Source organism: Cellulosimicrobium sp. EB106-03-01-XG111, assembly GCF_058792115.1.
Map to the genome: position 1 here is coordinate 1 of NZ_JBYTEQ010000039.1, position 2,490 is coordinate 2,490.

Here is a 2,490-nt window from a genome sequence, read left to right on the forward strand (position 1 = left end):
TTGGTGTTGAAGTTGTCGGCTGATTAGTACCGGTCAGCTGCACGGGTCTTTCGTCCCCGCTTCCACGTCCGGCCTATCGACCCAGTGTTCTGCTGGGTGCCTCTCACCCCGTAGGGTATGGAAACCTCATCTTGAAGCAGGCTTCCCGCTTAGATGCTTTCAGCGGTTATCCCTTCCGAACGTAGCCAACCAGCGGTGCTCCTGGCGGAACAACTGGCACACCAGAGGTTCGTCCGTCCCGGTCCTCTCGTACTAGGGACAGCCCTTCTCAAGTTTCCTGCGCGCGCAGCGGATAGGGACCGAACTGTCTCACGACGTTCTAAACCCAGCTCGCGTACCGCTTTAATGGGCGAACAGCCCAACCCTTGGGACCTACTCCAGCCCCAGGATGCGACGAGCCGACATCGAGGTGCCAAACCATGCCGTCGATATGGACTCTTGGGCAAGATCAGCCTGTTATCCCCGGGGTACCTTTTATCCGTTGAGCGACGGCGCTTCCACAAGCCACCGCCGGATCACTAGTTCCGACTTTCGTCCCTGCTCGACCTGTCAGTCTCACAGTCAAGCTCCCTTGTGCACTTGCACTCGACACCTGATTGCCAACCAGGCTGAGGGAACCTTTGAGCGCCTCCGTTACATTTTAGGAGGCAACCGCCCCAGTTAAACTACCCACCAGGCACTGTCCCTGGTCCGGATCACGGACCGAGGTTAGACATCCGAAGCGGCCAGAGTGGTATTTCAACGTTGACTCCACCCGCACTGGCGTACGGGCTTCACAGTCTCCCACCTATCCTACACAAGCCGCACCGAACACCAATACCAAGCTATAGTAAAGGTCCCGGGGTCTTTCCGTCCTGCTGCGCGTAACGAGCATCTTTACTCGTAGTGCAATTTCGCCGAGTTCGCGGTTGAGACAGCGGAGAAGTCGTTACGCCATTCGTGCAGGTCGGAACTTACCCGACAAGGAATTTCGCTACCTTAGGATGGTTATAGTTACCACCGCCGTTTACTGGGGCTTAAATTCTGAGCTTCACCCCGAAGGGTTGACCCGTCCTCTTAACCTTCCAGCACCGGGCAGGCGTCAGTCCGTATACATCGTCTTGCGACTTCGCACGGACCTGTGTTTTTAGTAAACAGTCGCTTCTCCCTGGTCTCTGCGGCCGTCCACGCTCCCACCGCGAGGGTGTTCACGCTTCGGGCCCCCCTTCTCCCGAAGTTACGGGGGCATTTTGCCGAGTTCCTTAACCACGATTCTCTCGATCGCCTTAGTATTCTCTACCTGACCACCTGAGTCGGTTTGGGGTACGGGCGGCTAGAACCTCGCGCCGAGGCTTTTCTTGGCAGCATAGGATCACCCAGTTCGCGCTTGTGCGCTCACCGTCAGCTCTCAGCCTTCATGTCGGGCGGATTTGCCTACCCGACGGCCTACAGCCTTGGACGTGGTCTACCATCGCCACGCCGGGCTACCTTCCTGCGTCACCCCTGTTAATACGCTTACCTACTACCGGTTCGGGTCCCGCGCGCCCCTGCCCGGTGACCCCGAAGGGTCGATGGGCAGGTTTGGACGGTTAGCATCACCGGGCTCGGTATGGGCGGTTCTTCGCCGGTAGGAGAATATCAACTCCTTGTCCATCGACTACGCCTGTCGGCCTCGCCTTAGGTCCCGACTTACCCAGGGCGGATTAACCTGGCCCTGGAACCCTTGGTCATTCGGCGGACGGGTTTCTCACCCGTCTTTCGCTACTCATGCCTGCATTCTCACTCGTGTGGGCTCCACCGCTGGGTTCCCCCGCGGCTTCACCGCCCACACGACGCTCCCCTACCCACCTGCGCCTCTGGACCACGAAGGCCTGAGTTGAGCGCAGATGCCACGGCTTCGGCGGTGTACTTGAGCCCCGCTACATTGTCGGCGCGGAATCACTTGACCAGTGAGCTATTACGCACTCTTTCAAGGGTGGCTGCTTCTAAGCCAACCTCCTGGTTGTCTGTGCAACTCCACATCCTTTCCCACTTAGCACACGCTTAGGGGCCTTAGCCGGTGGTCTGGGCTGTTTCCCTCTCGACTACGGAGCTTATCCCCCGCAGTCTCACTGCCACGCTTCCACTTACCGGCATTCGGAGTTTGGCTGACGTCAGTAACCTTGTAGGGCCCATCGGCCATCCAGTAGCTCTACCTCCGGCAAGAAACACGTGACGCTGCACCTAAATGCATTTCGGGGAGAACCAGCTATCACGAAGTTTGATTGGCCTTTCACCCCTAACCACAGGTCATCCCCCAGGTTTTCAACCCTGGTGGGTTCGGTCCTCCACGCGGTCTTACCCGCGCTTCAACCTGCCCATGGCTAGATCACTTCGCTTCGGGTCTAGACCCAGCGACTATGGGCGCCCTGTTCGGACTCGCTTTCGCTACGGCTTCCCCACACGGGTTAACCTCGCCACTGAGCACTAACTCGCAGGCTCATTCTTCAAAAGGCACGCTGTCACCCCAGC

At 58.4% G+C, this 2,490-nt stretch carries 1 rRNA gene; it reads right to left on the bottom strand.

Annotated features, from left to right (window positions below):
- Positions 1-2: 2 nt before the first annotated feature.
- Positions 3-2,490 (bottom strand): 23S ribosomal RNA (locus tag AC3WT4_RS19845); the annotation flags it as partial.